This is a genomic window from Dermacoccus sp. Tok2021 (genome assembly GCF_019895135.1).
GTDB classification, from domain to species: Bacteria; Actinomycetota; Actinomycetes; order Actinomycetales; family Dermatophilaceae; genus Dermacoccus; species Dermacoccus abyssi.
Genome location: NZ_JAGTHU010000001.1, coordinates 349672 through 373448, shown reverse-complemented (window position 1 = coordinate 373448; position 23777 = coordinate 349672). Strand labels below are relative to the sequence as shown.

Below are 23777 nucleotides of genomic sequence, written 5' to 3'. Positions count from 1 at the left end.
AGAACGAGAGGCCACGATGACCGACTCTGCGCACTCGGAGATGATGATCGTCACGGGTATGAGCGGGGCGGGTCGCACCACTGCGGCCAACGTTCTCGAGGACCAGGGCTGGTACGTCGTCGACAACCTGCCGCCGCAGTTACTCACGCAGCTGGCTGACCTCGTCGACAAGAGCGGCGAGTCCGACGTTCGCGTCGCCGCCGTCGTCGACGTGCGCAGCCGTGCCTTCTTCACCGACTTCCGCGCAGGCCTCGAGCAGCTGCGCGACAACGGCTGGCGTCCCTCCGTCGTCTTCGTCGACGCCACGGACGAATCGCTCGTGCGCCGTTTCGAATCCGTGCGTCGCCCTCACCCGCTGCAGGGGGAGGGGCGCATGCTCGACGGCATCACGCGCGAGCGTGAGCTGCTACGTGATCTTCGCTCGAACGCGGACATCCTCATCGACACGAGTGGCCTCAACGTCCACCAGCTCTCGGCCAAGGTGCAGGAGCTCGTCGGTGACAAGGGAGGCCCGGATCTGCGGATCGCCGTCATGAGTTTCGGCTTCAAGTACGGCATCCCGCTGGACGCCGACCTCGTTTTCGACATGCGCTTCCTGCCCAACCCTTTCTGGAATCCGGAGTTGCGTCCGTTCAGCGGGAAGGACGAGGTCGTGAGCGACTTCGTGCTCGGCCAGCCGGGTGCGAAGGAGTTCCTCGACGGCGTCCTGTCACTCCTCAAACCGATGACCGAGGGCTACCTGCGTGAGGGCCGTAGCTACGTGACGCTGGCCGTCGGGTGCACGGGGGGCAAGCACCGGAGCGTCGCCATGGCCGAGGCCCTTGCGAAGCAGCTTCGTTCCGAACGTCTCGGCACCCTCGTGGTACACCGCGACCTGGGGCGCGAGTGAAGCGGCCCGCTGTCGCGGCGCTCGGGGGAGGGCACGGTCTCTTCGCCTCCCTCGAAGCCCTGCGGCTCGTCACCGACCAGATCACGGCCATCGTCACGGTCGCCGATGACGGGGGATCGTCGGGACGCCTCCGGGAGGAGTACGACATCCTGCCGCCTGGTGACCTGCGCATGGCCCTGGCGGCGCTGTGTGACAACTCCGAGTGGGGCATCGCCTGGCGTGACGCGCTGCAGCACCGTTTCCCCGGTAAGGGTCCGATGGGCGGCCACGCGCTCGGCAATCTCATCATCGCGGGTTTGTGGGATTCCCTCGGTGACCCGATCAAGGGTCTCGACATGGTGGGGCGCCTGCTGAGCGCGCGCGGTCGCGTCCTGCCGATGTCGATGCAACCGTTGCGCATCGACGCCACGGTGCGTGGCGCGGACCCCGAGAAGCCGGAGGAAGTGCAGGAGGTATCCGGTCAGGTCGCCGTCGCGCAGACGCCCGGACAGGTGCTCAACCTGCGCCTGTTCCCGGACCCTCCTCAGCCGTGCAAGGAGGCCGTCGACGCCGTTCTCGACGCCGACTGGGTCATTCTCGGACCGGGCTCGTGGTTCACGTCCGTCATGCCACACCTTCTCGTGCCCGACCTGCTCGACGCCCTCGTCATGACCAAGGCGAAGCGCATGCTCGCCCTCAACGTGCAGATGGACACGGGCGAAACCGCTGGCTTCTCGGCAAGCGACCACTTGGAGGTGCTGCGCGCCCACGCGCCTGCACTGCATCTCGATGCGGTCCTCGCGGACCCCGGTGTCATCGGTGACGACGAGCGGGCCCTCCACGCACTCGAGACGTCCGCTGCCGCCCTCGGCGCGGAGGTCGTCTACAAGCACGTGGCCGACCCGGACACGGCCGGGGTGCACGACACGTTGCGCCTCGCCACGGCCTATCGAGACGTCATGGAGCGTTCCTCCCGTGGTCCGCGGCATCAATGAGTCAGGGGGCGTACGCACGCCTGCAGGTCACTATTTCGCACCAACAGCGTTTGGGTTCTCGCGTTGGAGCAGGCAAAATGAGAACTCCGCTTCACGGCAGCCAAGCCTTGGAGCGGTCGTTTCTGGAGAGGACATGGCGCCATGGCGATGACCGCAACGGTCAAGGACGAGCTCAGCCGGGTCGTCGTCACGACGAACGCGACGCGCAAGGCCGAGGTGGCCGCGATGCTGCGTTTCGCAGGGGGATTGCACCTCGTCGGCGGCCGCGTGAGCGTCGAGGCGGAGCTCGACACGGGGGTTGCCGCGCGACGCCTGCGCACCGCCATCACCGAGCTTTACGGCCACTCGAGCGAACTCGTCGTCATGCGCCCGGGTGGCATTCGTCGCTCCACGTCCTACGTCGTGCGTGTTCCGAAGGCCGAGCTCGCCGTTCAGGCGGGTCTCGTCGACGCCAAGGGACGTCCTGTACGCGGGCTTCCCCCGAAGATCGTCAACGGCACCCTCGACGACGCCGCCGCCGCATGGCGCGGAGCCTTCATCGTTCACGGATCGCTCACCGAACCCGGACGTTCGTCGTCGATGGAGATCACGTGCCCCGGCTCCGAGGTGGCTCTCGCCCTCGTCGGAGCGGCCCGCCGCCTCGGCATCGCCGCGAAGGCACGTGAGGTGCGTGGGGTCGACCGCGTCGTCATCCGTGACGGGGAGGCCATCGGGGCCATGCTCACGCACATGGGCGCCACGGACGCGCGCCTCGTGTGGGAGGAGCGCCGTATGCGCCGAGAGGTGCGTGCCACCGCCAACCGCCTCGCGAACTTCGACGATGCCAACCTGCGCCGTTCGGCCCGCGCGGCCGTCGCGGCCGGTTCGCGCGTTGCTCGCGCCATGGAAATCCTCGGCGACGAGGTGCCCGGTCACCTGCGTCAGGCCGGTGAACTGCGCATCGAGCACAAGCAGGCCAGCCTCGAGGAGCTGGGCGCTCTCGCCGACCCGCCGATGACGAAGGACGCGGTTGCCGGGCGCATCCGTCGTCTGCTCGCCATGGCGGACAAGCGTGCGGCGGAACTCGGCATTCCTGGCACGGAGGCCAACCTCACGCCGGACATGCTCGAGGACGACTGACCCTCGCCACACTTCGCCGACGCCCACCGCACCCCCGCGGTGGGCGTCGATCTGTGCTCGACGAAGGCGCCACACAGGCCCACCGTGCGGCTCTGCGGGTCTCATGCACTGGCCGGTAACCTCCCACCGCTTCGCCACGCGTGGGGCTCCTTGTCATAGGGTGGACGTGTGAAAGACCGCGTGCCCGCCAGCGGGTACGCGAGCACTCGATTCCTAGGGAAGGGCAGGGTCCAAAAGTGACCGTCCGCGTTGGTATCAATGGCTTTGGCCGCATCGGCCGCAACTTCTTCCGCGCCGTCAAGGCGTCGGGCGCAGATGTCGAGATCGTGGCGGTGAACGACCTCACCGACAACAAGACGCTGGCCCACCTGCTCAAGTACGATTCGATCCTCGGCCGCTTCGACGGCGACGTCACCTTCGACGACACCTCCATCACGGTCGACGGCGCCAAGATCGCCGCCTTCGCCGAGAAGGACCCGGCCAAGCTCGACTGGGCCTCCGTCGGCGCCGACATCGTCGTCGAGTCCACCGGCTTCTTCACCGAGGCCGAGGCTGCCAAGGCCCACCTGGCCGGCGGGGCGAAGAAGGTCATCATCTCCGCCCCGGCGAAGAACGAGGACATCACCATCGTCATGGGCGTCAACGACGACCTGTACGACCCGGAGAAGCACACGATCATCTCCAACGCGTCGTGCACGACGAACTGCCTCGCCCCGATGGCCAAGGCCCTCAACGACGGCCTCGGCATCGAGAAGGGCCTCATGACGACGGTTCACGCCTACACGGGTGACCAGCGCCTTCACGACGCCCCGCACAAGGACGCACGCCGCGCCCGCGCCGCCGCCATCAACATCGTTCCCACGTCGACGGGTGCGGCCAAGGCCGTCTCTCTCGTCCTGCCGGAGCTCAAGGGCAAGCTCGACGGTTACGCGCTGCGCGTGCCGGTTCCCACGGGTTCGGCCACGGACCTGACGTTCACCGCCTCCCGCGAAACGACCGTCGAAGAGGTCAACGAGATCGTCAAGAAGGCCGCTTCCGAGGGCCCGCTCAAGGACGTCCTCAACTACTCCGAGGCCGACCTCGTCTCCACCGACATCGTCACCGACCCGGCGTCCTGCATCTTCGACTCCGGCCTGACGAAGGTCATCGGCAACCAGGTCAAGGTCGTCGGCTGGTACGACAACGAGTGGGGTTACTCCAACCGCCTCGTCGACCTCACCGCCCTCGTCGGCTCCAAGCTCTGAGGCGTCGATGAAGTCGATCTCCGACCTCGGTGATCTGAGGGGCAAGAAGGTTCTGCTGCGCAGTGACCTCAACGTGCCGCTCGATGGTTCCCGGATCACGGACGACGGCCGTGTGCGCGCGTCCGTCCCCACGATCCAGGAGCTGACGAAGGCAGGCGCCCGCGTCGTTGTCGTGGCCCACCTCGGCCGTCCCAAGGGTGAGCCGGAGGCGAAGTACTCGCTCGAGCCGGTCGTCTCCCGTCTGTCGGAGTTGCTCGGTCAGGACGTGAAGTTCGCCTCCGACACCGTCGGCGACTCGGCCCGTGAGGTCGTGGAGTCCCTCGGTGACGGCGACGTCGCCCTGCTCGAGAACCTGCGCTTCAATGCGGGGGAGACGAGCAAGGACGACGCCGAGCGCCGCGAGTTCGCCCAGCAGCTGGCCGATCTCGCCGACGTCTTCGTCTCCGACGGCTTCGGTGTCGTGCACCGCAAGCAGGCGTCCGTGTACGACGTCGCCGAACTCCTGCCGTCGGCCATGGGTGGTCTCGTGCAGGCCGAGGTCGACGTGTTGCAGCGCCTCACGGGCGAGCCGCAGCGTCCCTACGCCGTCGTGCTCGGCGGCGCCAAGGTCGCTGACAAGCTCGCCGTCATCGAGAACCTCATGAAGACCGCGGACCGTCTCCTCATCGGTGGCGGCATGGTCTTCACCTTCCTCAAGGCCGAAGGCCACGAGGTCGGCAAGAGCCTTCTCGACGACGAGCAGCTCGAGACCGTCAAGGGCTACATCGCCAAGGCCAAGGAGGCCGGCGTCGAGATCGTCCTGCCGGTCGATGTCGTCGTGGCGCCCGAGTTCGCTGCCGACAAGGGCAGCGAGGTCGTCGCGGTCGACGCCATCCCGGCCGACCAGATGGGTCTCGACATCGGTCCCGAGTCCGCGAAGCTCTACGCGTCGAAGCTCACCGACTGCAAGACGGTGTTCTGGAACGGCCCGATGGGCGCATTCGAGATGGAGCCGTTCGCCGCGGGCACGAAGGCCGTCGCCCAGGCGCTCGTCGAAGCCACCGAGAACGGTGCTCTCACCGTGGTCGGTGGCGGCGACTCGGCCGCCGCAGTGCGTCAGCTGGGCTTCGCCGACGAGCAGTTCGGTCACATCTCCACCGGCGGAGGCGCCAGCCTCGAGTACCTCGAGGGCAAGAACCTGCCCGGCATCGAGGTGCTCGGCTGACGCCGACGTCCCGCACGTCACGAGCCCCGCTTCCGTCGTCCGGCGGGAGCGGGGCTCGTTCTCGTTCCATCACCTCGAACCTTCAAGGGAAAGGGGAGCCTCATGGCTTCGACCACCACCCGCACGCCGCTCATGGCGGGCAACTGGAAGATGAATCTCGACCACCTGCAGGGCACGCACCTCGTGCAGAAGCTCACGTGGACCCTCGAGGACAAGCGCCATGACTTCGCCGACGTTGAGGTGGCCGTGCTGCCGCCGTTCACCGACCTGCGTTCGGTGCAGACGCTCGTCGACGGCGACAAGCTGAAGCTCGTCTACGGCGCCCAGGACCTCTCGCAGCACGACGAGGGCGCCTACACCGGTGAGGTCTCAGGTGCGTTCCTCGCAAAGCTCGGCTGCACGTACGTGTGCGTCGGCCACAGCGAGCGTCGCGAGTACCACCACGAGACGGACGAGATCGTGCGCGCCAAGGTCGAGGCAGCCTATCGCCACGGCATGACGCCGATCCTGTGCGTCGGCGAGCCGCTCGAGGTCCGCAAGGCCGGTCAGCACGTCGAGCACACGGTCGCTCAGCTCGAGGCGGCCGTCGCCGGTCTCTCGCGGGAGCAGGCGGAGAGCCTCGTCGTGGCGTACGAGCCCGTGTGGGCCATCGGTACGGGTGAGGTCGCCACGCCGGCGGACGCGCAGGAGGTCTGCGGCGCGCTGCGCGAGGCCCTCGCCCGCGTGTTCGACGGCGATGTCGCCGCGAAGGTCCGCGTTCTCTACGGCGGTTCGGTCAAGCCCGGCAACGTCGCGGAAATCATGGCCGGTGACGACGTCGACGGCGCCCTTGTCGGTGGTGCGTCGCTCGTCGTCGACGACTTCGCCGGCATTTGCCGTTACAAGGAGCACGCCGGGCAGTGACCCTGCGCGTCGCACGCCGGACCCACCGGCCACCGAGGTCGTGCCGCTCGGCGCGCGTCGGGGGCTGACATGGGCACGGTGTCCGACGCGATAGGCTTGGGCGAATTGTGCGGGCGTCAGCTCGCGTCGTCGTGAGGTGAGATTTCTACGTGGACATTCTGAAGATCGCTCTGCAGGTTCTGCTCGTGCTGAGCAGTCTGTTCCTGACCATGCTCATCCTCATGCACAAGGGCAGTGGCGGCGGACTCTCCGACATGTTCGGTGGTGGCTCCGGAGCCACGATGGGTGGCTCCTCGATGGCCGAACGCAACCTCAACCGCATCACGGTCGGCGCGGCGGGCCTGTGGTTCGCGGCCATCATCGGACTCGGTCTCGTCGAGCGGTTCAACTGACACCTCGTCGCGAGCCGAACACAGGCTTCGACATTGAAAGAGCCCCTCACCGGCAGCGGTGAGGGGCTCTTTCGTCGTTCCAGGGAAGGGCTTCGGGGTTCGCTCAGCCGGCGGCGGCCTCGTCGAGCCACCACACCGTGGCGACCTGCCCGTGGACTCCACAAGCCGGATGAGCCACCCGGTCGTCGGAGCCGGACGCTGCACGCACGGCATCCCGTTTGTCCTCGCCGGCGACCATGAGCCAGATCTCACGGGCGCTGTTCAAGGTGGGGAACGTCATCGTGATGCGCTCGGGCGGCGGCTTGGGGGAGTTCGTCACCGCGGCGACGCTCACGGCGTCGGCGCGCGTCTGCTCGTGACCGGGGAACAACGACGCGACGTGCGTGTCGGGCCCCATGCCGAGCATGACGACGTCGAACGCGGGAACCTCGCCCTGAACGAGAGCGTCACCGAACGCTTCGCTGAGTTCGGCGGCATAGGCAGAGGCACCCGCGGCAACGTCCCCGGCGGCTGCCCCGTCGGAGGCCGCCATGACGTGGATCCCGGCAGGGGCCACGGTGAGGTCGTCGAGAAGGGCATCGCGCGCCTGTGTGACGTTCCGCTCGCCGTCGCCCTCGGGCAGGAATCGCTCGTCACCCCACCACAGGTGGAGCGAGGCCCACGGCACCTCGTTCGGCGAGCGTCCGAGCGCTTCGAGGAACGCCGTGCCCATCGACCCGCCGGTGAGGACGACGTGCGCCACACCGCGCTCCTCGACCGCCTCGGTGACGGCGGCCAGGAAGCGCTCGGCGACGGCGTCGGCGAGTGTCGCCTTGTCGGGGCGTACCCGACGCTCGACGTCACTCATCGTGTTCGTCGTCCGCGACGATCTTGGGCAGACCTCGCACGAGTGCGTCCCGGTAGATCTCGTCCTTGTCGAGACGACGCAGTTCCTCCGCCAACGACGCGACTGCGTCGGGGCGGGGGAGCGCCATCTGACGATCGGGCTGATCGGGCTGACGAAGGATCGCCTGCTCGCCGTCCCGGATCAGCGAGATGACGCCGCTCTCGCGGTGGAGCTCGACGGCCACGAGGCCGCGCCCGGGTTCGGTCAGCTCGCGCTGCACCGGGCACCCCAGCTCGACCGACAGCCAGCCACCGAGGAGGTCGGTGGACGCGGAGTCGGACGCGCCCTTGACGACGATGCGCTGCACCGGCTCGTACGGCGGCAGATCGAGCGCGCCGGCGAGCAGCCCGCGCCAGCGCGTCGTGCGTGCCCACGCCATGTCGGTGTCACCGGCCGTGTAGTACATCGCCCGGCGCAGGATCTCGCCGCGCGGGTCGTCGGACAGGGAGACGTCCGTGATCCGACGCTGCGCCATCCGGCCGATCTGCGTCTCGCCGATGTTCTCGTCGGCCTGCATCGGCCACCACGCGACCACGGGGGAGTCCGGCAGGAGCAGCGGAGTGATCGCCGCCGCACCGTGCTCGGCCAACTCACCACGCAGCCCGAGAACGATGATCTCGCTCGCGCCCGCATCCCCGCCGAGGCGGATCTGGGCGTTGAGGTCGTCGTCGCCGGCATCGGGTTCGTCGACGACGGCGATGATGCGGCTCGGGTGCAGACGCGTGGCCTCCGAGGCCACCCGCAGCGACTCGTCCACGTGCTCACGAGAGCTGACGACAACGAGAGTCATCACGCGCCCCAACGTCATCGAACCGACCTCGTTGCGAAGCTGCACGAGCTTCTTCGAGATGTCGGCGCTCGAGGTCTTCTCCAGGTCGACGATCACGGCATTCTCCAGACTCGTCCGTCGCGGGCCATCATGTCGTCCGAGGTACGCGGACCCCACGTGCCCGACTCGTACTGCTCGGGCTGGCACTCCTGCTCGGCCCAGAACTGCTCGATCGGGTCGAGGATGCGCCAGGACAGCTCGACCTCCTCGTGCCGGGGGAAGAGCGGCGGATCGCCGAGAAGCACATCGAGGATGAGACGTTCGTAGGCCTCAGGGCTCGAATCGGTGAAGGCCGACCCGTAACCGAAGTCCATCGTCACGTCGCGCACCTCGAAGGAGTTCGAACCCGGCACCTTGGAGCCGAAGCGCATCGTGACGCCCTCGTCCGGCTGAACACGGATGACGACGGCGTTGCGGCCGAGCTCCTCGGTCTGGTTGGCGTCGAAGGGCGTCGCAGCGTTCTTGAACACCACGGCGATCTCCGTGACGCGCTTGCCGAGACGCTTGCCCGTACGCAGGTAGAACGGCACCCCGGCCCAGCGACGGGTGTTGATACCGAGCTTCACGGCCGCGTACGTCTCCGTCTGCGACTGCGGGTCGATGCCCTCCTCGGCGAGGAAGCCGGGCACCTTCTCCGCGCCCTGCCAACCCTCGGCGTACTGTCCACGAGCCGTCGCCGCGGCGAGGTCGCCCGGCAGCTTCACCGCGGCGAGCACCTTCTCCTTCTCCGCCCGCAGATCCTTCGCGTCGAAGGAGAGCGGCTGCTCCATCGCCGTGAGGGCGAGAAGCTGCAGGAGGTGGTTCTGGATGACGTCGCGTGCTGCGCCGATGCCGTCGTAGTACCCCGCGCGACCACCGATGCCGATGTCCTCGGCCATGGTGATCTGCACGTGGTCGACGTGGTTGGCGTTCCAGATCGGCTCGAACATCTCGTTGGCGAAACGGAACGCCAGGATGTTCTGCACCGTCTCCTTGCCGAGGTAGTGATCGATGCGGAAGATCGAGTCGGCCGGGAAGACGCCCTCGACGATGTCGTTGAGTTCGCGTGCGCTCTCGAGGTCGTGCCCGAACGGCTTCTCGATGACGACGCGACGCCAGGCGTCACCCTTCGGCTCGGTCAGGCCGGCGGCTTCCAGCTGCTCGCACACCTGGGCGAACGAACCCGGTGGGATCGACAGGTAGAACGCCGCGTTGCCCTCGGTGCCGCGCGTCTGCTCGAGCTCCTTGAGCGTCGTCGCGAGAAGCTCGAAGGCCTTGGGGTCATCGAAGGTGCCGGGCACGAACCGGATGCCGTCGGCGAGGTTGGTCCAGACCTTCTCGTCGAACCCGGTGCGAGCACGCTCGCGCACGGCGTCCTTGACGATCTGCATGAAGTCCTGGTCCTCCCAGTCGCGTCGGGCGAACCCGACGAGCGAGAAGCCGGGCGGCAGCAGACCGCGGTGGAACAGGTCGTAGATCGCCGGCATGAGCTTCTTGCGCGCGAGGTCACCGGTGACGCCGAACAGCACGACGCTGCACGGTCCGGCGATGCGCGGAAGACGCTTGTCCAGGGGCGAACGCAGGGGGTTGTGGTCCTTGGTGATGTCGACCGGTGGCGTCACCGAGCGTCGCCTCCTGCAAGCTTGTTGAGGGCCGACGTGACCTGGGCCAAGCCGGCATCGTGCTCACGCAGGTGCAGGCGCAGGACCGGACGGTCGTGGTCGGCGAGGACGGCGGCGTCACCGCCGGCCTGAGCCGCGCAGAACTGGCCGAAGGTGAAGTCGCGACCCGGCACGGCCAGATCTTCCTTCGCCTCGGTCGTGATCTGCAGGTAGACCCCGATCGCGGGCCCACCCTTGTGGTACTGGCCGGTCGAGTGGAGGAAACGGGGCCCCCAGCCGAAGGTGACCGGACGATCGAGCGTGCGCTCCAGCGGAGCACGGACGTCGGCGAGCGACGCATCGCGCAACCGGTCGAGGTAGGCCATGACCGCCAGGTAACCCTGCGGACCGAGCTGGTCGACGAGGGCCCTCAGAGCGTCGTCGAGCGTCGAGGCGTCACCGAGGAAGTCGGGCCCCTCGGCACGGACCTCGACGGCGCCGTCGGTGAAGGCCGGAGCCGCACCGGCGTCCATGCCCTTGTCGAGCAGGTCACGAGCGGCCGACTTCGCCGACTCGACATCCGGCTGGTCGAACGGGTTGATGCCGATGAGGCGGCCGGCGACGGCGGTCGCGACCTCCCACAGGAGCATCTGAGCCCCGAGCGAACCGGAGACCGACGAGACGGCTTCACCCTCGGGGGCACGCTCGTCGTCCTCGGCCGTGAGGAGGACGAGGTTCTCGTCAGCGGCGAGTTCGTCGGGCTCGGAGTCACCGACGACGACCGGGAGCAGACCCTTGCCGTCCTTACCGGTGGACTCGGCGATGAGCTGCTCGGCCCAGTCGCCGAAGCCCTTGATCTGCGTACCGGCATCGGCGAGCAGGATCTTGTCGCGCAGCGGCTGCGTGCCACCGAGCACCGCGCCGAGACGCAGGCCGGGGTTGGCCTCGTCGTCCGCAGCCAGCAGGTCCGTGACCGACTCGGCCTCGTCGAGGAGCGCCTCGATATCGGCGCCGGCCAGGCCGGACGGCACGAGACCGAACGCCGTGAGCGCCGAGTAGCGTCCGCCGACGTTGGGGTCGGCGTTGACGACGGTGAAGCCGCCCTCGCGCGAACTCTTGTCGAGCGGGGAACCCGGGTCGGTGACGATGACGATGCGCTCACGTGGGTCGATACCGGCGTCCTCGAACGCCTTCTCGTAGGCGCGGCGCTGGCTGTCGGTCTCCACGGTCGAACCTGACTTGGAGGAGACGACGACGACCGTGTGCTCGAGGTCCTCGGCGAGGGCGTCGCGCACCATGTCGGGCTGCGAGGAGTCGAGCACGACGAGCGGAACGCCCGCCGTCGCGCAGATGACCTCGGGAGCCAGGGACGAGCCGCCCATGCCGCACAGGACGACACGGTTGAGGCCGGCCTCGGCGAACTTCTCACGCAGCGCGGAGACCTCGCCGACGAGCGGCCGCGACGAACGCGCCAGCGTCACCCAGGACAGGCGCTTGGCGGATTCGGACTCGGCCGCGGTGCCCCACAACGTCGGGTCCTGGTCGAAGAGACGGCTTGCGAACTTCTCGGCGACGAGCGCCGGGACGGCAGCGTCGATCGCTGCCGTCCCGGCACCCACGGTGCCGAGGCTGACACCGGAGGAGGTCACTTGTTGTCGCCCGCCTTCTCCAGCTCGGAGCGGACGGAGCCGAGGAGCTCTTCCCAGGAGGCCTCGAACTTCTCGAGCCCCTCGGTCTCGAGCTGCTCGACGACGTCGGCGTACGAGACGCCGACCTGCTCGAGGGCATCCATCGTGGCCTTGGCCTCGCCGTAGGAGCCGCTCACGCGGTCACCCGCGATCTCGCCGTGGTCGGCGAGCGCGTCGAGCGTCTTCGGCGGCATGGTGTTGACCGTGTTCGGCGCAGCGAGCTCGACGACGTACAGCGTGTCAGACAGGTTCGGGTCCTTGACGCCCGTGGAGGCCCAGAGCGGACGCTGCACGTGGGCGCCGTCGTCCGCGAGGGTCTGCCAACGCGGCGTGCCGAAGACCTCTTCGAACGCCTGGTAGGCGAGGCGGGCGTTCGCGATGCCCGCCTTGCTCTTGAGCTCCTTCGCGGCGTCGGAGCCGATGGCGTCGAGGCGCTTGTCGAACTCGGTGTCGACGCGGCTGACGAAGAACGAGGCGACCGAACGGATGGTCGACAGGTCCTTGCCGTTCTCGCGGGCCTGCTCGAGGCCCGTGAGGAAGGCGTTCATGACGCCGCGGTAGCGGTCGAGCGAGAAGATCAGCGTGACGTTGACGCTGATGCCCTCGGCGAGCGTGGCGCTGATCGCGGGCAGGCCCTCGACCGTGGCCGGGATCTTGATCATGCAGTTGGGGCGGTCGATCGTCTCCCACAGCTGCTTGGCCATCTTGATCGTGCCGTCGGTGTCGCGCGCCATGCGCGGGTCGACCTCGATCGAGACGCGGCCGTCCTCGCCGTTCGTGGCGTCGTACACCGGGCGCAGGATGTCGCACGCGGAGATGACGTCCTCGGTGGTGATGGTGAAGACGGCCTCGTCGACACCCTTGCCGGACGCGGCGAGCTCGGCGACCTGCTCGTTGTAGGCCGAGCCGTTCGACAGCGCCGAGGCGAAGATGGTCGGGTTCGAGGTCACACCGACGACGTTCTTCGTCTCGACGAGCGTCTTGAGCTCGTCACCGGTGACCATCGGACGGTTGAGGTCGTCGAGCCAGATCGAGACGCCGACGTCGGAGAGGGCCTGGGTGTTCGTGTTCCGAGTCATGGAAGTACTCACTTTCCTTCGACTGCTGCGATGGAGGCTTCAGCGGCTTCGACAACCTTCTCGGGCGTGAAGCCGAACTCCTTGAAGAGGGTCTTGGCGTCGGCCGAGGCACCGTAGTGGTCGATACCGACGACACGACCGTGCGTGCCGACGATGTCGTACCAGCTCATCGGGTGCCCCGCCTCGACGGCGACGCGGGCCGTGACGTTCTTCGGCAGGACGCTCTCCTTGTAGGCGTCGTCCTGCTCGTCGAACCACTCACGGCACGGCATCGAGACCACACGGGTGGCAACGCCCTTGGCCTCGAGTTCCTTCCGGGCCGCGACGGCGAGGCCGAGCTCGGAGCCGGTGGCCACGAGGATGACCTTGGGCTCGCCCTCGGAGTCGGCGAGGACGTAACCGCCCTTGGCTACGCCGTCGGCCGAGGCGTACTCGGAGCGGTCCAGCGTCGGCATCTCCTGACGGCTCAGGATGAGGCCGATCGGGCGGTCGGTGGTCTCGAGAATCTTCTTCCACGCCTGCGCCGTCTCGTTCGCGTCGCCCGGACGGACGACGGCGAGGTTCGGGATGGCGCGCAGCGCGGTGAGGTGCTCGATCGGCTGGTGCGTCGGGCCGTCCTCGCCGACACCGACGGAGTCGTGCGTCCACACGAAGATCGACGGGAGCTGCTGGATGGCTGCGAGACGCACCGCGGGGCGCATGTAGTCGGAGAACACGAGGAACGTGCCGCCGTAGGCGCGCGTGAGGCCCTCGAGCTCGATGCCGTTGAGGATCATGCCCATGGCGTTCTCACGGATGCCGAAGTGCAGCGTGCGGCCGTAGGGGTTACCCGTCCACGTGTCCGTCGAGCGGTCCGAGGGGATGAACGACGGCTGGTTGTCCATCGTCGTGTTGTTCGATCCGGCGAGGTCGGCGCTTCCGCCCCACAGCTCGGGCACGACATCGGCGAGGGCATTGAGCACCTTGCCAGAGGCAGCGCGGGTGGCGATGCCCTTCTCGTCGGCGTCGAACACCGGCAGGGACTCGGCGAGGTTGTCCGGAAGCTTCTTCGCGACGACGCGCTCGAGCAGCGCTGCGGCGTCGGCGTTGGCCGACTTCCACGCGTCGAACTTCTCCTGCCAGGCGGCGTGCGCCCTCTGGCCACGCTCGACGGCCTTGCGAGTGTGCGCGATGACCTCGTCGTCGACCTGGAAGGTCTGTTCCGGGTCGAAGCCGAGCAGCTTCTTCGTGGCGGCGATCTCCTCGTCACCGAGGGCCGAACCGTGGGCCTTGCCGGAGTTCTGCTTCGTCGGAGCCGGGTAGGCGATGATCGTGCGCAGCACGACGATGGACGGCTTGTCCGTCACCTTCTTGCCGGCCTCGATCGCCTCGAAGAGGGCGTCGACGTCCTCGGTGTAGGGGCCGTTCTTGGCCGAGCCACGCCAGTCGACGATGCGCACGTCCCAGCCGTAGGCCTCGTAGCGCTTCGCAACGTCCTCGGAGAAGGAGACGTTCGTGTCGTCCTCGATCGAGATGTAGTTCTCGTCGTAGATGAGGGTGAGGTTGCCGAGCTCCTGGTGGCCGGCAAGCGAACTGGCCTCGGAGGCGACGCCCTCCATGATGTCGCCGTCGGAGGCGATGACGTAGACATGGTGGTCGAAGGGCGACTCGCCAGCCGGCGCCTTCGGGTCGTACAGGCCCCGCTGACGACGCTGTGCCATGGCCATACCGACGGCGGAGGACAGGCCGGAACCGAGCGGGCCGGTGGTGATGTCGACACCCTTGGTGTGGTGGACCTCCGGGTGACCCGGCGTCTTCGAGCCCCAGGTGCGAAGCGCCTTGAGGTCGTCGAGCTCGAGGCCGGAGCCCGAGAGGAAGAGCTGCGTGTACTGCGTCAGCGAGGAGTGGCCGCACGAGAGCACGAAACGGTCACGACCCATCCACTCGGTGTCGGACGGGTCATAGGTCATGACGTTCTGGTAGAGCAGGTATGCGACGGGCGCGAGGCTCATGGCCGTACCCGGGTGGCCGTTTCCGACCTTCTGAACGGCGTCGGCTGCCAGCAGGCGCGCGGTGTCGACCGCTCGCTGGTCGACGTCGGACCAACCGACCTTGTCGGCCTTGGGGGACGCGAGCGACTCGTCGCGCTGCCACGTGGTGGTGGGCTGTTCCGTCGTCACGGGGAATGCTCCTTCGCATCGGATTCGTTCTCGACCCCGACACTAGTCCTCTTCGAGGGGCGCAGTCACGCTGAGTAGACTGGCCCCAAGACGGGGTCTTGCCCGTCACCCCCGAGAGCATTCGTGAAGGACGTCGTGACAGCGCTCGAACCAGACACCGACACCTCGCGCCCTGATGGCGCCGCGGGTGGAAAGCGTCCCCTCAAGACGGTCATCGGTGACTACGTCTCGCTCACCAAGCCGCGCATCATCGAGCTTTTGCTCATCACGACCTTCCCGGTCATGTTTCTCGCGGAGCGCGGCATTCCGAACGCGTGGCTCATCATCGCCACCTTGATCGGTGGCACGCTTTCGGCGTCGTCGGCGAACGTGCTCAACTGCTACCTCGACCGTGACATCGACAAGCTCATGCACCGCACCGAGGGTCGCCCCCTCGTGACGGGTGCCATCTCGCCGCGCAACGCCTTGATCTTCGGCATCGTGCTCGGTGTGGCCGCAACGCTGTGGCTCGGTCTGCTCGTCAATTGGCTCAGCTCGCTGCTGTCTCTCGCGGCGATCGCCCTGTACGTGGGCTTCTACACGGTCCTGCTCAAGCGCCGCACGTCGCAGAACATCGTCTGGGGCGGTGTCGCCGGCTGCATGCCCGTCTTCATCGGGTGGGCCGCCGTGACGGACTCGCTGTCCTGGGCCGCCGTCGTCCTGTTCCTCGTCGTCTTCTTCTGGACGCCGCCGCACTACTGGCCGCTGTCGATGCGCTTCAAGGACGACTACGCCAACGCCGGCGTGCCGATGCTGCCGGTCGTCGCCGAGGACCTCGCCGTCGGCAAGCAGATCGTCGCCTACTCGTGGGTGACCGTCCTGACGTCGTTCGCCCTCATCCCCATCGCACCGATGGGTTGGATCTACACGGCCATCGCCGTCATCTCGGGTGGCGTCTTCCTCTTCGAGGCTCACATGCTGCTCAAGCGTGCCAAGGAGGGTGCGCCGTACTCGGTGCTCAAGCCAATGCGCCTGTTCCACTACTCGATCAGCTACCTCACGCTGCTGTTCATCGGTGTGGCCCTCGACCCGCTGTGGTACTTCGCGGTGACCGGCTGAGTCGCTGTCCGCTTCGGCGGACAACGACGAAACGCCCGCCCTGCTTCGTGCAGGGCGGGCGTTCGCGTTTGTGTGTGCCAAGCGTCAGATGCGCTCGCGCAGAGAGCACATCGCCCACGTCATGTAGGTGACGAGCAGTGCCGCGCCGAACATGTGGACGAGCACGATGACCCAGGGCAGCCCGGTGAAGTACTGGACGTATCCGATGGCGCCCTGCGCGAGCGTGACGACGAGGAGGCCCGTCCACATCTTCACGGACTGCTGCGATGCCTTCGTCACCTTCTGCGCGAGGAGAACGGCGATGACGAGGCCGACGAAGAGCATGACGGCGTCCGCGTGCAGCCAGGAGACCGAACGCGGGTCGAATCCAGTGCGGGCCGGCGCGACGGCGTCACCCGAGTGCGGGCCCGAACCCGTGACGATCGTGCCCAGCACGAGAACGACGAAGGCCACGGCCGTCGTCAACCACGCGGTGACCTCGATGGGCCGCACGACGAGGAGGCGACGCTCGCCGTCGCCCTCGCGGCCGCGCCAGATGAGCCAGGCCGAAGCGGAGACGAGCAGCATCGAGATGAGGAAGTGCAGCGCCACGATGAAGGGGTTGAGCTCCATGTGCACCGTGATGCCACCGACGATCGCTTGCAGGGCGATGCCACCGAGCACACCCGCTACAGGGACGCGCAGCCCCTTGCGCTGAGGCGCCCACTTGATGATGCCGATGAGGAGAGCGAGTGCGACCACCGAGACGAGACCGGTCAGCGTGCGGTTCCCGAACTCGATGTACTTGTGGTAGCTCTGCTCCTGGTGCTCGACGGGCGTGAACGAGCCGGGCACGCACTGCGGCCAGGTGGGGCAGCCCAACCCGGAGCCTGTGAGGCGGACGAGACCACCCGTGATGACGATGCCGATCTCGACCGCGAGGTTGAGCCAGAACAGACGGCGCAGCCACGGGTGAACCGGAGCCTTGTCGGCTCGGACACCCTCGCGAGGCTCGGCCGGAGGTGGGACGAAAGCGGGGGAGGTGGTCACCTCTCCAGGGTAGTCGGACGCCGTCACGCCCCCGCCACCGGTCGGACGCGAGTGCGTCACATGCGCACCGGGTATGTGAACGAACGTTCAACGGTTGCCGCGAATAGCGACGCTATGGAGCTCCGGGCGTCTTCCGTACCTTCCGAACGTGCCCGACGGAAAGGATCGAGGTGTCCACTTCACCCGAAACCACCTCCGACGTCGTCGGCGCGCTACCTCACCCGCGAGGGAGCGCTGCTCGCCGAGCGCACCTTATCGCCGGAAGAGCAGCAGATCGCTGTGCACCGCGGCGAACTGCAGAACATGCTGCTCGACACCGTTCTGGAGCGCCTCGGATCCGACGCGGTGCGCACCGGTCAGCGCGTCGATGGTTCGAGCTGAGCGACGGTGTCGTGAACGTCACAGTGACCGACCGCGACTCGGAACAGGCGGAGAAGGTCACAGCGCGCGTCCTCCTCGCCGCCGACGGTGTCCACACATCAGTGCGTCAGCAACTGCACCCCGACCCGTCCTTCCACTGGGAGGGCACGCGCATGTTCCGCGGCACCGCAGTGCGGGAGCCATTCCTCGACGGCGCGACCATGACGCTCATCGACGGCGAGGAGGAGAAGCGTTTCCTCGCCTACCCGATCTCCCGCGACGTGGAGAACGAGGGTGAGGAACTCATCAACTGGGTGGCCATGGTGCCCGAGGCTGACTCCCGGACGATCTCGGGCGACGACACGAAGAACGAGCCGACCGACCCGAAGGACGTCGTCCCGACGTTCCGGGGCTGGGGATTCGACTGGCTCGACATCGAAGGTCTCGTCGCCGAGTCGACCGACGTGTTGCGCTACCCGATGACGGATCGTGAGCCGCTGCATTCGTGGGGCGAAGGCGGCGTGACGTTCATGGGCGACGCCGGCCACCCGATGCACCGCATCGGTGCGAACGGGGGCTCACAGGCCATTCTCGACGGCCAGGCGATCGCCGAGCACCTCACCGGCGTCGACCTCAGGGACGGTGCGGCCGTGGACACCGCGCTGCGGGCCTACGAGGACGAGCGACGCCCCGTCACCAACGACGTGGTGATGGCCAACCGCAAGCTCAACAAGACCGAGCGCAGCATCGCGAACAAGACGCAGGACGAGCTCAAGGAGTTCGCCGAGTCGGGGGAGTTCGAAGAGATGCAGACGAAGTACGCGAAGGGCGAGTTGGACGAGCTCTGAGGCTCGGGGGGCCGACCCACACGCGTCGGGCGCCTCACCCTTGTGGTGGGGGCCAGACCCGTGTCCAGGCCCGAGAGGGCTCACCCTCACGGTGAGGTTCAGTCGCTCCAGCGGAAGGCCTTCGCGGCCACGAACGTCAGGAGGGCGCCCCAGACCACGAGGACGAGCATCGGCACCACGGTGTTTCCCTGGCCGGTCAACGCGCCGCGCAGACCGTCACCCAGCGCGCCCGTCGGGAGGTACTTCACGACAGCTGCCCAGGCGTCGGGGTAGCGCGAGGTGGGCATGAGCAGGCCGCCGCCGACGGCGAACAGCACCCACAGAAGGTTGGCGACGACGAGAACGCCCTCGGCGCGGATCCGACCGGCCACCGTGAGGGCGAGGGCCACGAACACCCAGCACCCGAGAGCCAACAAGAGGACGGCCGGAAGAACACCGTCGATGCGCGGCTGCCAGCCCAGGGCGAAGCCGAGGCCACCGAGCACGATGGTCTGCACGAGAACCACGCCGGCCACAGCGGCAGCCTTGGCGAGCATGAGACCGCGGCTGCCCAAGGGCGTCACCCCCAGCAGACGTAGCACCCCGTAACGACGATCGAAGCCCGTCGCGATCGCCTGACCGGTGAATGCCGTCGAGACCACCGCGAGGGCCAGCACGCCCGGAACGGCGAGGTCGATGCGTCGTCCCGGCCCGAGGTCCGGCGTGGAGCTGAAGTGCAGCCCGAGCAACGCCAACGCCGGAAGCAGGACGGAGACCATGAGCTGCTCGCCGTGGGAGAGCAGCGTGCGCCCCTCGAAGAGGGCCTGTGCGCGAACCCGAGCCGGGGCGGGTGCGGCCGGATTCGCGTTTCGTTCCACGGCAGTGTTCACGGCGTTCCCTTCCCGGTGAGGTCGAAGTAGACGTCCTCGAGCGAACGGCCGTCCGTGACGTCCGCGAGGGAACCCTGCGCGACGCACCGGCCCTCGTTCATGACGACGACGTGGTCGGCGAGGCGCTCCGCCTCCTCGAACGAGTGGGTCGTGACGACAACACTCGCGCCGCGCTCCCGCTCGGCTTCGACGAGATCCCAGACGTCGCGGCGAGCGTGCGGATCGAGGCCGGCACTCGGTTCGTCGAGGAAGAGCACCTCGGGTCGTCCGATCATGGCGGCCGCGAGAGCCACGCGCTGGCGCTGACCGCCCGAGAGGCGCCGCACGGAGGTGCGGTTGAACGTGGGGATGTCGAGCGCACCGGCGAGTTCGTCAATGTCACGGGGCTCGGCGTAGAACGACGCGAGATGGCGAAGGAGCGCGAGGGGCTTCGTCCCCATTGGCAGGCCGCCGTCCTGCAGCATGACGCCCACACGCGCACGGTGGGCGGCGTCCGCGTTCCACGGCTCGGCTCCCAACACGCGGATGGAGCCGGAGTCCGGTCGGCGAAGTCCCTCGGCCATCTCGACGACGCTCGTCTTGCCCGCGCCGTTGCGCCCGAGAAGCGCCGTGATGGCTGCGGCCGGCGCGTGCCACGACAGGTCGCGCAATGCCTCCACACCGCCGTAAGCGTGCGACACACCGTCGACGACAACGGCGTGTTCGGCCGGTTCGGGTCGTTTCATTGCGGGCGACGGGGGATGAGGCACCGAAACAGCGTACTCGGGGGCCACACGGCGTCTCCCGGCGGTCGAAGTGAGGTAAACCTCAGTTTCGCGAGGGAATCGATTTACGCAACATGGGTGTTGTTAATTTCGATGGAGAGTCGACGTGGCACGTCGACGAAGCGATCGAAGGAGGTGCGAGGCGATGACGCCGGAGCCTGTGAACCCAGGAGCCGCTGCGAGTCCTGCTGCACCCCAGAGTGTGCCGACGCGCGAACGCGTCCGGCTCGCCGTTTCCGAACACGGCCCTGTCACCGCCGCCGAACTCGGCGAGCGCATGGGCCTCACTCCGGCCGCCATGCGCCGTCACCTCGACGCACTCGTCGCGGACGGTCTCATCGCCGAGCGGGAGGCCCCGTCGTCGGGAGCCAAGCGCCGCGGCCGCCCGGCACGCGCCTACGTCCTCACGGACGCCGGCCACGCCGCCATGACGGCCGGGTACGACACGCTCGCCAACCAGGTTCTCGGGCACCTCGTGCGCGTCGGGGGAGACGAGGCCGTCGAGGCTGTCGCTCGTGAGCGCGCCCGTGAGATCGCCCACTTGGTCAAGCCCCTCGTGGACGCCGCCGGTGACGACCCGAACGCCCGCGCCCGCGCCCTGGCAGGCGCGTTGAGCAGCCAGGGCTTCGCAGCGTCGACACGCCCGGTGGCGCAGGGCACGCCGCTCGCGGGCGTCCAGTTGTGCCAGGGTCACTGCCCGGTACAGCATGTGGCGGCCAACCACCCCCAGTTCTGCGAAGCGGAAGCCGAGGTGTTCTCCGAGGTTCTCGGCGTCCACGTCCAGCGGCTCGCGTCGCTCGCGCACGGCGACCACGTGTGCACCACGTTCATCCCCACCATCACCACCGACCGAAACAATGCCGCCCCACATGAGGAGGAGCAGCGATGAGCACGATCGAGGAGCTCAACCCAGGTCTCGCCGACCTCGGCCGCTACGAGTACGGATGGGCGGACTCCGACACCGCCGGCGCATCCGCCAAGCGCGGCCTGTCGCCGGATGTCGTCACCGACATCTCGGACCGCAAGAACGAGCCGGAGTGGATGAAGAAGCTTCGACTGAAGTCGCTCAACCTCTTCGAGAAGAAGCCCATGCCGAACTGGGGCAGCGACCTCACGGGCATCGACTTCCAGAACATCAAGTACTTCGTGAAGTCCACGGAGAAGCAGGCCACCACGTGGGACGAGCTTCCCGAGGACATCAAGGCCACCTACGACAAGCTCGGCATCCCGGAGGCCGAGAAGCAGCGCCTCATCGCTGGTGTCGCCGCGCAGTACGAGTCGGAGGTCGTCTACCACCAGATCCGCGAGGACCTGGAGGAGAAGGGTGTCATCTTCGTCGACACCGACTCCGGTCTGCGTGAGCACGAGGACCTGTTCAAGGAGTACTTCGGCTCCGTCATCCCCGCCGGCGACAACAAGTTCGCCGCGCTCAACACGGCCGTGTGGTCGGGTGGCTCCTTCATCTACGTGCCGCCGGGCGTCCACGTCGACATCCCGCTGCAGGCCTACTTCCGTATCAACACGGAGAACATGGGCCAGTTCGAGCGCACGCTGATCATCGCCGACGAGGGCAGCTACGTTCACTACGTCGAGGGCTGCACCGCCCCCATCTACAAGACCGACTCCCTGCACTCGGCCGTCGTCGAGATCGTCGTCAAGAAGAACGCCCGCGTTCGCTACACGACGATCCAGAACTGGTCGAACAACGTCTACAACCTCGTGACGAAGCGCGCCACCTGCGAAGAGGGCGCCACGATGGAGTGGATCGACGGCAACATCGGCTCCAAGGTGACGATGAAGTACCCGGCCGTCTTCCTCATGGGCGAGCACGCCAAGGGCGAGACGCTGTCGATCGCGTTCGCGGGCGAGGGCCAGCACCAGGACGCGGGCGCCAAGATGGTCCACGCGGCGCCGAACACGAGCTCGACCATCGTGTCGAAGTCCGTGGCCCGTGGCGGCGGCCGTACCTCCTACCGCGGTCTCGTGCAGGTGCTCGAGGGCGCCGAGCACTCGAAGAGCTCCGTCGTCTGTGACGCCCTGCTCGTCGACCAGATCTCGCGTTCGGACACCTACCCCTACGTCGACGTCCGCGAGGACGACGTGCAGATGGGTCACGAGGCCACCGTCTCCAAGGTCTCCGAGGACCAACTGTTCTACCTGCGCAGCCGCGGCCTGAGCGAAGAGGAGGCCATGGCGATGATCGTGCGTGGCTTCGTCGAGCCCATCGCGCGTGAGCTGCCGATGGAGTACGCACTCGAACTCAACCGCCTCATCGAACTCCAGATGGAAGGAGCCGTCGGCTGATGACCGCCGTCACGCCAGAAATGGGCAAGGCAGACAAGGCCACTCTCTCGGGTGACCACAGCCACGGGGCCACGATCCCGGACCAGTCGCGCGCCGAGCGCCGCAAGTCCTTCGACCTGGGTGCCTTCGGTGTCCCGAGCGGCCGCGAGGAGGAGTGGCGTTTCACGCCCGTCGACCGCCTCTCGCCGCTGTTCGCCGAGAAGCAGACCGACCCCGAGGCCGTCACGGTCACCGTGACGGGCGAGGGCTTCGAGTCCGGCACGCTCGCCGAGGGTGAGGCTCCGCGCGGCACCGTGCTCGTGCCGAGCGACCGTGGTTCGGTTCTCGCGTCGTCCCTGACGCCGAACGCCGACCACGTCGTCATCCCGGCCGAGGCCGAGCTCGCCACACCGGTGCGCATCGTGGTCGACGGCAAGGGTGGCGACAAGCGGGCCAACGCTCACCTCGTCATCGAGGCCAAGCAGCACAGCAAGGCGCTCGTCATCCTCGAGCACACCGGCTCGGCCCAGGTCACGGCCAACGTCGAGATCGTCACCGGCGACGGCGCCGACCTCACGGTCGTCACCGTGCAGCGCTGGGAGGACGACGCTCTCCACCTCGCCGAGCACGACGCACTCGTCGGCCGTGACGCGCGCTACCGCCACATCGCGGTGACGCTCGGCGGCGACATCGTGCGCATGAACTCGAACGTCCGCTACGCCGGGCCCGGGGGAGAGGCGACGCTCCTCGGCGTGTACTTCGCCGACTCCGGTCAGCACCTCGAGCACCGCTCGTTCATCGACCACAACACGCCGAACTGCACCTCCCTCGTCACCTACAAGGGTGCCCTGCAGGGTGAGACGGCCCGCACCGTCTGGGTGGGCGACGTGCTCATCCGCGCCGAGGCCGAGGGCATCGAGACCTACGAGCTCAACCGCAACCTCGTGCTCACCGACGGCGCCCGTGCCGACTCCGTGCCGAACCTCGAGATCGAGACCGGCGAGATCGAGGGTGCGGGTCACGCCTCCTCGACCGGCCGCTTCGACGACGAGCAGCTGTTCTACCTGCAGGCTCGTGGCATCCCCGAGGACGAGGCACGTCGTCTCGTCGTGCGCGGCTTCTTCGCCGACATCGTGAACAAGATCGGTGTCGCCGAGGTCGTCGAGCCCCTCCTGGAGGCCATCGACGGGGAGCTCGCCGCCACGGCCGAGCTCGTGGAGAGCGCAGGAGCCGAGGCATGAGCGACGCGAACATCGAGTGGGTCAAGCTGGCGCAGCTGAGCGACATCGGTACGCCGGGTGCGGTCAAGGTCGACATCGACGACCTGCAGATCTGCATCGCGCGCGACTCCGCCGGTGACGTTCACGCGCTCGACGACACGTGCTCGCACGCCGCAGTCTCCCTCTCCGAGGGCGAGGTGGAGGACGACGGCATCGAGTGCTGGCTGCACGGCTCGAAGTTCGCCTACGCCACCGGCGAGCCGATGAGCCTGCCGGCCACGCAGCCGGTCAACGTCTATCCGACCAAGCTCGAGGGCGACGACATCCTCGTCGGCATCCCCGCCTGAGCACCCCCGAAAC

23 protein-coding genes are annotated in these 23777 nt (G+C 67.8%); 14 read left to right on the top strand and 9 right to left on the bottom strand.

The features are described 5' to 3' along the window. Positions 1–16: 16 nt before the first annotated feature. The 7 genes from rapZ to secG all read left to right on the top strand — a co-directional run bounded on the left by rapZ (position 17) and on the right by secG (position 6725). Entirely contained in the window at positions 17–889 is an 873-nt protein-coding gene (rapZ, locus tag K9D12_RS01770) for an RNase adapter RapZ (protein WP_225910766.1), read from the top strand. Continuing rightward, positions 886–1863, top strand: a complete 978-nt coding sequence (gene yvcK / locus K9D12_RS01765) for a uridine diphosphate-N-acetylglucosamine-binding protein YvcK (RefSeq protein WP_047312772.1) — start codon at positions 886–888, stop codon at positions 1861–1863. Before rapZ ends, yvcK begins: the two co-directional genes overlap by 4 nt. A 141-nt stretch (positions 1864–2004) precedes the next feature. Beyond that, positions 2005–2982, top strand: coding sequence for a DNA-binding protein WhiA (gene whiA, locus K9D12_RS01760; protein ID WP_193644197.1), 978 nt, complete (start codon positions 2005–2007; stop codon positions 2980–2982). 236 nt (positions 2983–3218) lie between these two features. After that, positions 3219–4226 (top strand): type I glyceraldehyde-3-phosphate dehydrogenase, encoded by a 1008-nt coding sequence (gene gap / locus K9D12_RS01755; protein ID WP_047312774.1) that lies wholly within the window; start codon positions 3219–3221, stop codon positions 4224–4226. A gap of 7 nt (positions 4227–4233) precedes the next feature. Further along, positions 4234–5430 carry a phosphoglycerate kinase gene (gene pgk / locus K9D12_RS01750; RefSeq protein ID WP_223059282.1) on the top strand — a complete coding sequence of 399 codons (1197 nt, stop codon included), beginning with the start codon at positions 4234–4236 and terminating at the stop codon, positions 5428–5430. Between the two features lie 102 nt (positions 5431–5532). Beyond that, positions 5533–6333, top strand: coding sequence for a triose-phosphate isomerase (gene tpiA, locus K9D12_RS01745; RefSeq protein ID WP_047312776.1), 801 nt, complete (start codon positions 5533–5535; stop codon positions 6331–6333). Positions 6334–6482: 149 nt separating this feature from the next. Continuing rightward, a complete protein-coding gene (gene secG / locus K9D12_RS01740; RefSeq protein WP_047312777.1) occupies positions 6483–6725 on the top strand; it encodes a preprotein translocase subunit SecG in 243 nt (80 codons plus the stop codon). 103 nt (positions 6726–6828) lie between these two features. On the opposite strand, the gene pgl is transcribed toward secG, so the two are convergent. Genes pgl through tkt form a run of 6 tightly spaced genes read right to left on the bottom strand, consistent with a single transcriptional unit; the run spans position 6829 to position 14946 of the window. Further along, complete coding sequence (gene pgl, locus K9D12_RS01735; RefSeq protein ID WP_223059281.1) at positions 6829–7572, bottom strand: 6-phosphogluconolactonase; 744 nt, start codon at positions 7570–7572, stop codon at positions 6829–6831. Then, positions 7565–8497 carry a glucose-6-phosphate dehydrogenase assembly protein OpcA gene (locus K9D12_RS01730; RefSeq protein ID WP_223059280.1) on the bottom strand — a complete coding sequence of 311 codons (933 nt, stop codon included), beginning with the start codon at positions 8495–8497 and terminating at the stop codon, positions 7565–7567. The genes pgl and K9D12_RS01730 overlap by 8 nt, the downstream gene beginning before the upstream one ends. Beyond that, positions 8494–10041 carry a glucose-6-phosphate dehydrogenase gene (gene zwf, locus K9D12_RS01725; protein WP_223059279.1) on the bottom strand — a complete coding sequence of 516 codons (1548 nt, stop codon included), beginning with the start codon at positions 10039–10041 and terminating at the stop codon, positions 8494–8496. The genes K9D12_RS01730 and zwf overlap by 4 nt, the downstream gene beginning before the upstream one ends. Continuing rightward, positions 10038–11669 carry a glucose-6-phosphate isomerase gene (locus K9D12_RS01720; RefSeq protein ID WP_370633433.1) on the bottom strand — a complete coding sequence of 544 codons (1632 nt, stop codon included), beginning with the start codon at positions 11667–11669 and terminating at the stop codon, positions 10038–10040. Before K9D12_RS01720 ends, zwf begins: the two co-directional genes overlap by 4 nt. Continuing rightward, positions 11666–12787 carry a transaldolase gene (gene tal / locus K9D12_RS01715; RefSeq protein ID WP_047312782.1) on the bottom strand — a complete coding sequence of 374 codons (1122 nt, stop codon included), beginning with the start codon at positions 12785–12787 and terminating at the stop codon, positions 11666–11668. Before tal ends, K9D12_RS01720 begins: the two co-directional genes overlap by 4 nt. Before the next feature lie 8 nt (positions 12788–12795). Continuing rightward, the gene (gene tkt, locus K9D12_RS01710) at positions 12796–14946 is read right to left on the bottom strand and encodes a transketolase (protein WP_223059278.1); all 2151 of its coding nucleotides are present in this window, start codon (positions 14944–14946) and stop codon (positions 12796–12798) included. A gap of 123 nt (positions 14947–15069) precedes the next feature. On the opposite strand from tkt, the gene K9D12_RS01705 reads away from it, so the two are divergent. Beyond that, entirely contained in the window at positions 15070–16044 is a 975-nt protein-coding gene (locus tag K9D12_RS01705) for a heme o synthase (RefSeq protein WP_047312784.1), read from the top strand. A gap of 84 nt (positions 16045–16128) precedes the next feature. On the opposite strand, the gene K9D12_RS01700 is transcribed toward K9D12_RS01705, so the two are convergent. Further along, positions 16129–17073: a heme A synthase gene (locus tag K9D12_RS01700; protein ID WP_197079023.1), complete on the bottom strand. Its 945-nt coding sequence runs from the start codon at positions 17071–17073 to the stop codon at positions 16129–16131. 60 nt (positions 17074–17133) lie between these two features. On the opposite strand from K9D12_RS01700, the gene K9D12_RS01695 reads away from it, so the two are divergent. Both K9D12_RS01695 and K9D12_RS01690 read left to right on the top strand, forming a co-directional pair. Further along, the gene (locus tag K9D12_RS01695; RefSeq protein ID WP_223059277.1) at positions 17134–17454 is read left to right on the top strand and encodes a hypothetical protein; all 321 of its coding nucleotides are present in this window, start codon (positions 17134–17136) and stop codon (positions 17452–17454) included. Between the two features lie 11 nt (positions 17455–17465). Further along, positions 17466–18281, top strand: coding sequence for an FAD-dependent monooxygenase (locus tag K9D12_RS01690; RefSeq protein ID WP_052947146.1), 816 nt, complete (start codon positions 17466–17468; stop codon positions 18279–18281). Between the two features lie 98 nt (positions 18282–18379). Here K9D12_RS01690 and K9D12_RS01685 read toward each other — a convergent pair whose 3' ends face one another. Together K9D12_RS01685 and K9D12_RS01680 are read right to left on the bottom strand one after the other, a co-directional pair. Then, positions 18380–19150 carry an ABC transporter permease gene (locus K9D12_RS01685; RefSeq protein WP_231579614.1) on the bottom strand — a complete coding sequence of 257 codons (771 nt, stop codon included), beginning with the start codon at positions 19148–19150 and terminating at the stop codon, positions 18380–18382. Further along, complete coding sequence (locus tag K9D12_RS01680) at positions 19147–19875, bottom strand: ABC transporter ATP-binding protein (RefSeq protein WP_052947147.1); 729 nt, start codon at positions 19873–19875, stop codon at positions 19147–19149. The genes K9D12_RS01685 and K9D12_RS01680 overlap by 4 nt, the downstream gene beginning before the upstream one ends. 184 nt (positions 19876–20059) lie before the next feature. Between K9D12_RS01680 and K9D12_RS01675 the strand changes: the two genes are divergently transcribed. The 4 genes from K9D12_RS01675 to K9D12_RS01660 are packed head-to-tail and all read left to right on the top strand — an operon-like array spanning position 20060 to position 23764. Then, a complete protein-coding gene (locus K9D12_RS01675) occupies positions 20060–20803 on the top strand; it encodes a metalloregulator ArsR/SmtB family transcription factor (RefSeq protein WP_223059276.1) in 744 nt (247 codons plus the stop codon). Continuing rightward, a complete protein-coding gene (sufB, locus tag K9D12_RS01670) occupies positions 20800–22218 on the top strand; it encodes a Fe-S cluster assembly protein SufB (protein ID WP_047312785.1) in 1419 nt (472 codons plus the stop codon). The genes K9D12_RS01675 and sufB overlap by 4 nt, the downstream gene beginning before the upstream one ends. Next, positions 22218–23438 carry a Fe-S cluster assembly protein SufD gene (gene sufD, locus K9D12_RS01665; protein WP_223059275.1) on the top strand — a complete coding sequence of 407 codons (1221 nt, stop codon included), beginning with the start codon at positions 22218–22220 and terminating at the stop codon, positions 23436–23438. The genes sufB and sufD overlap by 1 nt, the downstream gene beginning before the upstream one ends. Next, positions 23435–23764, top strand: a complete 330-nt coding sequence (locus tag K9D12_RS01660; protein ID WP_187034974.1) for a non-heme iron oxygenase ferredoxin subunit — start codon at positions 23435–23437, stop codon at positions 23762–23764. Before sufD ends, K9D12_RS01660 begins: the two co-directional genes overlap by 4 nt. Positions 23765–23777: the final 13 nt, after the last annotated feature.

Coding starts and splice junctions, on each gene's coding strand:
- rapZ (WP_225910766.1), top strand. CDS start 17: ATGACCGACTCTGCGCACTCGGAGATGATGATCGTCACGGGTATGAGC.
- whiA (WP_193644197.1), top strand. CDS start 2,005: ATGGCGATGACCGCAACGGTCAAGGACGAGCTCAGCCGGGTCGTCGTC.
- pgk (WP_223059282.1), top strand. CDS start 4,234: ATGAAGTCGATCTCCGACCTCGGTGATCTGAGGGGCAAGAAGGTTCTG.
- tpiA (WP_047312776.1), top strand. CDS start 5,533: ATGGCTTCGACCACCACCCGCACGCCGCTCATGGCGGGCAACTGGAAG.
- pgl (WP_223059281.1), bottom strand. CDS start 7,572: ATGAGTGACGTCGAGCGTCGGGTACGCCCCGACAAGGCGACACTCGCC.
- tal (WP_047312782.1), bottom strand. CDS start 12,787: ATGACTCGGAACACGAACACCCAGGCCCTCTCCGACGTCGGCGTCTCG.
- K9D12_RS01695 (WP_223059277.1), top strand. CDS start 17,134: ATGCGCACCGGGTATGTGAACGAACGTTCAACGGTTGCCGCGAATAGC.
- K9D12_RS01680 (WP_052947147.1), bottom strand. CDS start 19,875: ATGAAACGACCCGAACCGGCCGAACACGCCGTTGTCGTCGACGGTGTG.
- K9D12_RS01675 (WP_223059276.1), top strand. CDS start 20,060: ATGACGCCGGAGCCTGTGAACCCAGGAGCCGCTGCGAGTCCTGCTGCA.
- sufB (WP_047312785.1), top strand. CDS start 20,800: ATGAGCACGATCGAGGAGCTCAACCCAGGTCTCGCCGACCTCGGCCGC.
- sufD (WP_223059275.1), top strand. CDS start 22,218: ATGACCGCCGTCACGCCAGAAATGGGCAAGGCAGACAAGGCCACTCTC.
- K9D12_RS01660 (WP_187034974.1), top strand. CDS start 23,435: ATGAGCGACGCGAACATCGAGTGGGTCAAGCTGGCGCAGCTGAGCGAC.